The organism is Thiohalorhabdus sp. (genome assembly GCF_036628635.1).
Classification (GTDB): Bacteria; Pseudomonadota; Gammaproteobacteria; order Thiohalorhabdales; family Thiohalorhabdaceae; genus Thiohalorhabdus.
The window spans coordinates 1-5,943 of record NZ_JAZKRM010000080.1; the positions used below are offsets into that span (position 1 = coordinate 1).

General features: G+C 64.4%; 7 protein-coding genes, 1 tRNA gene and 1 pseudogene. All 9 read right to left on the minus strand.

Annotated elements, in window-relative coordinates; genetic code table 11:
* Positions 1-1,970: pseudogene (rpoB, locus tag V5A19_RS13400) on the minus strand (DNA-directed RNA polymerase subunit beta); the annotation flags it as partial.
* A gap of 236 nt (positions 1,971-2,206) precedes the next feature.
* Positions 2,207-2,581, minus strand: a complete 375-nt coding sequence (rplL, locus tag V5A19_RS13405) for a 50S ribosomal protein L7/L12 (protein ID WP_332319688.1) — start codon at positions 2,579-2,581, stop codon at positions 2,207-2,209.
* A gap of 58 nt (positions 2,582-2,639) precedes the next feature.
* Positions 2,640-3,161: a 50S ribosomal protein L10 gene (gene rplJ, locus V5A19_RS13410; protein WP_332319689.1), complete on the minus strand. Its 522-nt coding sequence runs from the start codon at positions 3,159-3,161 to the stop codon at positions 2,640-2,642.
* Between the two features lie 263 nt (positions 3,162-3,424).
* Positions 3,425-4,120, minus strand: a complete 696-nt coding sequence (gene rplA, locus V5A19_RS13415) for a 50S ribosomal protein L1 (RefSeq protein ID WP_332319690.1) — start codon at positions 4,118-4,120, stop codon at positions 3,425-3,427.
* Positions 4,121-4,125: 5 nt separating this feature from the next.
* Positions 4,126-4,554 carry a 50S ribosomal protein L11 gene (gene rplK, locus V5A19_RS13420; RefSeq protein ID WP_332319691.1) on the minus strand — a complete coding sequence of 143 codons (429 nt, stop codon included), beginning with the start codon at positions 4,552-4,554 and terminating at the stop codon, positions 4,126-4,128.
* Positions 4,555-4,642: 88 nt separating this feature from the next.
* Positions 4,643-5,176, minus strand: coding sequence for a transcription termination/antitermination protein NusG (gene nusG, locus V5A19_RS13425; protein WP_332319692.1), 534 nt, complete (start codon positions 5,174-5,176; stop codon positions 4,643-4,645).
* 13 nt (positions 5,177-5,189) lie between these two features.
* Positions 5,190-5,528 carry a preprotein translocase subunit SecE gene (secE, locus tag V5A19_RS13430; protein ID WP_332319693.1) on the minus strand — a complete coding sequence of 113 codons (339 nt, stop codon included), beginning with the start codon at positions 5,526-5,528 and terminating at the stop codon, positions 5,190-5,192.
* A gap of 69 nt (positions 5,529-5,597) precedes the next feature.
* A tRNA-Trp gene (locus V5A19_RS13435) sits at positions 5,598-5,674 on the minus strand.
* Positions 5,675-5,706: 32 nt separating this feature from the next.
* A complete protein-coding gene (gene rpmG, locus V5A19_RS13440) occupies positions 5,707-5,862 on the minus strand; it encodes a 50S ribosomal protein L33 (protein WP_332319694.1) in 156 nt (51 codons plus the stop codon).
* Between the last annotated feature and the right edge of the window lie 81 nt (positions 5,863-5,943).

The following is a 5,943-nucleotide window of genomic DNA, read 5'->3' on the forward strand; positions in this document are numbered from 1 at the left end:
ACCTGGTCCGGCCGAGCCAAGGTGGATTCACCGCGATGCCGGCAGGAGATGAGCTCGGCCGCCAAGTTCCCGTCTTCGTCCACCGGCGCGTTGGCCTGGGCGATGACGTAGTTGCCCTCCTCAATGGCAGACAGGTAGTCCACGGTGTTGGTGGGCTGACCGGTCTCTACCCGCCGATACGGCGTCTCCAGGAAACCGTAGCGGTTGGTCCGGGCATAGGAGGACAAGGAGTTGATTAGACCGATGTTCGGCCCCTCCGGGGTCTCAATAGGGCAGATGCGGCCGTAGTGGGTGGGGTGCACGTCGCGCACCTCGAACCCGGCCCGCTCGCGCGACAGACCGCCCGGCCCCAGCGCCGAGATGCGGCGCTTGTGGGTGACCTCGGCGATGGGGTTGGTCTGGTCCATGAACTGCGACAGCTGGCTGGAGCCGAAGAACTCCTTGATCGCTGCCGACACCGGCTTGGCGTTGACCAGCTTCTTGGGCATGAGGTCGTCGGCATCGGCCAGGGCCATACGCTCCTTGACCGCCCGCTCCATGCGCACCAAGCCGATCCGGAACTGCTCGCCGGCGAGCTCGCCGACGGCCCGCACCCGGCGATTACCGAGGTGATCGATGTCGTCGACGTCGCCGAAGCCGTTTTTCAGCCCGACAAGGACCCGCATGGCCTCAGTGATGTCCTCGGAGGACAGCACCCCGGGGCCCTCGTCGCTGTCGCGGCCCACCCGGCGGTTGAACTTCATGCGGCCCACCGCCGACAGGTCGTAGCGCTCGGAATTGAAGAACAGATTGTTGAACAGGTTGGCCGCCGTCTCCTCCGTGGGCGGTTCCCCGGGCCGCATCATGCGGTAGATCTCGATCTGCGCTTCGGACTGAGTGGTGGTGTGGTCCAGGCGCAGCGTCTCCGAAAGGAACGGCCCACGGTCCACCTCGTTGATGTAGAGGGTCTCGATGGTTTCGATGCCGGCCTCGCGCAGCTTGCCCATAAGCTCGTCGGTGAGCTCGTCGTTGGCGCTGGCCAGGAGCTCGCCGGTCTCGGGATCGGGCACGTCGTGGGCCAGGACCTTGCCCAGCAGGAAGCCGTCGGGGACGGACACCTCCCCGATGCCGGCCTCCTTGAGCTGCTCCACCCGCCGCCGGGTGACCTTCTGGCCCACAGCCAGGAGGGGCTCACCGCCATCGGGATTGGCGACCTCGAAGGGCGCCTTGAGCCCCTGCAGGCGCTCCGGCACCAGGGTCATCCGGACCTCGTTGCCCAAAAGGCGGAACCGTTCTTGCTCGAAGAACTCCTCCAGCATTCCTTCATCGGAATAGCCCAAGGCCCGCAGCAGGACCGTAGCCGGTAGCTTGCGCCGGCGGTCGATGCGGACGTAGAGATGATCCTTGGGATCGAATTCGAAATCCAGCCATGAGCCGCGGTAGGGGATCACCCGGGCGTTGTAGAGCAGCTTCCCGGAGCTGTGGGTCTGGCCCCGGTCATGGGAGAAGAATACGCCGGGACTGCGGGTCAGCTGGGAAACGATCACCCGCTCGGTGCCGTTGATGACGAAGGTACCGCGCTCGGTCTGCCACGGGATCTCGCCGAGGTAGACTTCCTGCTCTTTGATGTCGCGAACCGCCTTGCCGCCGGTAGCCTCGTCCTTGTCGTACACCACCAGGCGCAGCTTGGCGTTCAACGGCCGGGAATAGGTTATGCCCCACTGCTGGCATTCCCGGACATCGAAGGCGGGGTCACTGTACTCGTACCCCACGTATTCCAGCGACGCCTTGCCGCTTTGATCCTCGATGGGGAAAACGGAGCGAAAGACCTCCTCCAGCCCGTCGACGGCCAGCTCCTCGGGGGCCTTGTCGGCCTGGAGGAACCGCTGGTAGGACTCCACCTGGGTCTCTAAAAGGTAGGGAACCTCCCGGATAGTGGGATTCTTGCCGAAGTCTTTCCGGATCCGCTTTTTCTCAGTGAACGAGTACATGGCTACTCCTGCGGGAGTGGAAGGCGATTGGCCGTCCACGAGAACGGTGCAGTGCCGCTTCTGACCGCCCCCGGCTTAGCCCGGACGGGGTCTAGCGGCATTGGCTCGTTGCCGCCGGCACCGGCCTCTTAGACCGGGGCTTTAGCGACAGTGGCCCAGAAACACAGAAGGGCTGGCGCCCCGCAATGGGCCGCCAGCCGCTTCCAACCGGTTGCTGGAACCGGAACGTCAGGGGGTTATTTGAGCTCCACCGGAGCGCCGGCCTCTTCCATCTTGGCCTTGATATCCTCGGCCTCTTCCTTGGACGCCCCCTCCTTCAGGGTCGCGGGAAGCTCCTCGACCATCTCCTTGGCCTCCTTCAGGCCCAGACCAGTCACCTCGCGGAGGACCTTAATGGTCTGGACCTTCTTCTCGCCCTCACCGGTGAGGAGGACGTCGAACTCGTCCTTCTCCTCGGCGGCAGCCTCACCACCGCCAGCCGCGGGCGCCGCAGCAACAGCGGCGGGGGCCTCAGCGGAGACGTCGAATTTTTCCTCGATAGCCTTTACCAGTTCCGACAGCTCGAGGACGGTCATGTTCTCGATGGCGGACAGGATCTCTTCCTGACTCATGGGGACAACTCCCTTCCGGTAAGCGTTTTCGCTAAAAAAGTTTGGGGGTTAAGGCTATTCAGGCCGCCTCGCCCTTCTGGTCGCGCACCGCGGCCAGGGACCGGGCGAATCGGGCTGGGACCTCGTTCAGGCTGCGCGCCAGCTTGGTCGCCGGGGCGTTCAGCGCCACGGCGAGCTGGGTCAGCAGCTCATGACGGCTCGGCAGCTGGGCCAGAGAATCGATCTCGGTGGCATCCAAGGCCTTGCCGTTTAGAACACCCACCCGGATTTCAAGGTCCGCGTGGCTCTTGCTGAACTCCGAAAGGACCTTGGCTGCCGCCACCGGATCCTCGGCCAAAGCCAACGCGGTGGGGCCTTTGAGGTGCTCGGTGAGGGGCTCCAGGTCGGTGCCCTCTACGGCCCGCTTGACGAGATTGTTCTTCACCACCTGGAAGAACACGCCATTGTCGCGCAGTTGGGCGCGTAAGGCGGTCATCTCGTCGACGGTGAGACCCCGGTAATCGGTCAGCACCGCCGCCTGGGCCGATTCCGAGCGGGCGCGCAGGTCGGCAACAACAGCCTTTTTCTGCTCCAAGTTCAACACCGCTGGAATCTCCTTGGCGTTTCGCGGCCCGCCCGTACCCCCTCCTACAACCGGAACGGGAGTCGCGGACGGCACCGCCGTCTCGGCAGGCTGGTGATTTAAGCCCCGCCCCTGAGCTCCTACGGGGAGCGCCCGTAGTCCACGCCGATGGGTGGCTCAGGGGCGGGGCGCCTGCGGTCTTCGACGGCCGCGGCGCGGATGGGTCGCCCCTCGCGCCGGTGCCGTCGCGGTCCCCCGGGAAGCCCGGGGCTTGCCACCCGCTAGAAGCGGGCGAACGAGGTATCCACCGGGATCCCCGGACCCATGGTGGTGGATACCGCAACCTTCTTCAGATAGCGCCCCTTGGAGGACGCCGGCTTCGCCCGTACCAGGGCATCGGCGGCCGCCCGCAGATTCTCGGCTAGCGCCTGCTCGCCGAAGCTGGACCGGCCCACCGGCATGTGCACCACCCCGCCCTTGTCGGCGCGATACTCCACCTGGCCGGCCTTAATCTGGGCCACCACATTGGCGATGTCATCGGTCACGGTGCCTACCTTGGGGTTGGGCATGAGCCCGCGTGGCCCCAGGACCTGCCCTAGCTGGCCGACCACACGCATGGCGTCGGGGACGGCAACCGCCCGGTCGAAATCGGTCCAGCCGTTTTTGATCTGCTCAGCGAGGTCGTCCAGACCCACGTAGTCGGCGCCGGCTTGGCGGGCCTCTTCGGCCTTGTCGCCCTCAGCGAACACCACCACCCGCACCGTTTTGCCGGTGCCGTGGGGTAACGACACCGTGCCGCGAACCATCTGATCCGCCTTGCGGGGATCGATGCCGAGGTTGAAGGCCGCGTCCACCGATTCGTCAAAATCCGCCGTGGCGGTCGATTTGACCAGATCCACGACGTCCTCGAGGCCGTAGCTGCGGCCCTTGTCTACCTGCTTATTCAGATCCGTAATGCGCTTCCCGCGTTTTGCCATGACCCTTACCCCTCGACCTCGATGCCCATTGAGCGCGCAGTGCCCTCGACCATGGTAGCCGCGATCTCCACGTCGTTGGTGTTCAGGTCCGGCAGCTTGGTCTGGGCAATATCCCGGACTTGGTCCTTGTTCACCTTGCCCACCTTGTTCAGAAGGGGGTTATCGCTGCCCCCCTTAATACCGGCCGCCTTCATCAGCAAGATGGAGGCGGGCGGGGTCTTGGTAACGAAGGTGAACGACTTGTCGCTGTAGACCGTGATCACCACGGGGGTGGGCAGACCCTGCTCCATGTCCTGGGTCTGGGCGTTGAACGCCTTGCAGAACTCCATGATGTTGAGGCCGTGCTGGCCGAGGGCCGGCCCCACCGGCGGGGCCGGCTTGGCTTGGCCGGCTGCTACCTGCAGCTTGATGTAGGCTTCGATCTTCTTCGCCATTGGGCTCTCCCGCGCGGGGTTTCCGCTTCTGGATTGGCTCCCCCGTTAGGTCCCGGCGCAATAACGCCGGGTGGCGTCTAACGCGCCTTCAGGCCTTCTCCACTTGGGAGAATTCCAGCTCGACCGGGGTGGGTCGGCCGAAGATCGTTACCGAGGCCTGAATAGTGCTCTTGTCGTAGTTGACGTCCTCGACCACCCCGCTAAACCCTGAGAAGGGGCCGTCGATGACATGGACCGCCTCGCCCACCTCGAACTCCACCTTGGGCCGGGGCTTTTCCATGCCTTCCTCGATCTGGCGGAGGATGCCCTCCACCTCTTTCTCCGGAAGGGGGCGGGGCTGGCCGGTCTTGCCGCCGACAAAACCGGTGATGCGCGGCACCTCCTTGACCAGATGCCAGGTGTGCTCGTCGAGCTCCATCTCGACCAGGAGGTAACCGGGATAGATTTTGCGTTCGGCGGTTCCCTTGTTGCTGGAGGAGACGTCCACCACCTCCTCCGTAGGCACGAGAATCTGGCCGAACCTATCCTCCATGCCATGCTGGCGGATGGACTCCTCCAGCATGGCCTTAGCCTTTTTCTCGTAACCGGAGTAGGCGTGAACGACATACCAGCGCATGGCCATCTAGCGAGGCCTCCTAGCCCATCACGAAGCGGACCGCCGAGAAGACGATCCAGTCGACCAGCCACAAAAAGGCGCCTACGAACAGGACCATGGCGATCACCACGGCCGTGGTCTGCAAGGTTTCCTGGCGGCTGGGCCAGACCACCCGGCTGATCTCAGCCCGCGACTCGCGGACGAAGCGCCGGAACTGGCCGAACTGCGCGGTGCTGGCGTAAATCCCTAACCCCAACAGCCCCCCAACAACCGGGGCCGCAAGCTGCACCCAGTAGCCGTACACGGGCAGCAGGTAATAGGCGATCACCCCCACCGCAAATACGATGACGGCGGATACGGTTTTTGCCTTATCACTCATTGCGCTTGGGCCCGGGTCGGTCGGGGGGGTGCGTTGGGAGAAGGGAGCGCCTATCACCACGCACAAAAATGGCAGGCCAGGAGGGACTCGAACCCCCAACCTACGGATTTGGAGTCCGTCGCTCTGCCAATTCGAGCTACTGGCCTGCTGATTGGTGCGCGGGCGAAAAGCCCGCCATTTACTTGATCTTATCCTCGCGATGCACGGTGTGGGTGCGGCAGAACCGGCAGTACTTGCGGAATTGGAGCTTGTCCGGGGTGTTCCGCTTGTTCTTGTCGCCGGTGTAGTTGCGCCGCCCGCACTGTTCGCAGGCGAGACTCAGCAATTCACGCATGACTGTTCCTTAAACCGAGGCCGGTCTACTCCAGGATCTCGGCGACCACGCCGGCACCGACGGTGCGGCCGCCCTCGCGGA

What these genes read in the sequence shown, in the direction of transcription:
- rplA (WP_332319690.1), bottom strand. Translation starts at nt 4,120, where the DNA reads ATGGCAAAACGCGGGAAGCGCATTACGGATCTGAATAAGCAGGTAGAC.
- secE (WP_332319693.1), bottom strand. Translation starts at nt 5,528, where the DNA reads ATGAGTGATAAGGCAAAAACCGTATCCGCCGTCATCGTATTTGCGGTG.
- rplL (WP_332319688.1), bottom strand. Translation starts at nt 2,581, where the DNA reads ATGAGTCAGGAAGAGATCCTGTCCGCCATCGAGAACATGACCGTCCTC.
- nusG (WP_332319692.1), bottom strand. Translation starts at nt 5,176, where the DNA reads ATGGCCATGCGCTGGTATGTCGTTCACGCCTACTCCGGTTACGAGAAA.
- rplK (WP_332319691.1), bottom strand. Translation starts at nt 4,554, where the DNA reads ATGGCGAAGAAGATCGAAGCCTACATCAAGCTGCAGGTAGCAGCCGGC.
- rpmG (WP_332319694.1), bottom strand. Translation starts at nt 5,862, where the DNA reads ATGCGTGAATTGCTGAGTCTCGCCTGCGAACAGTGCGGGCGGCGCAAC.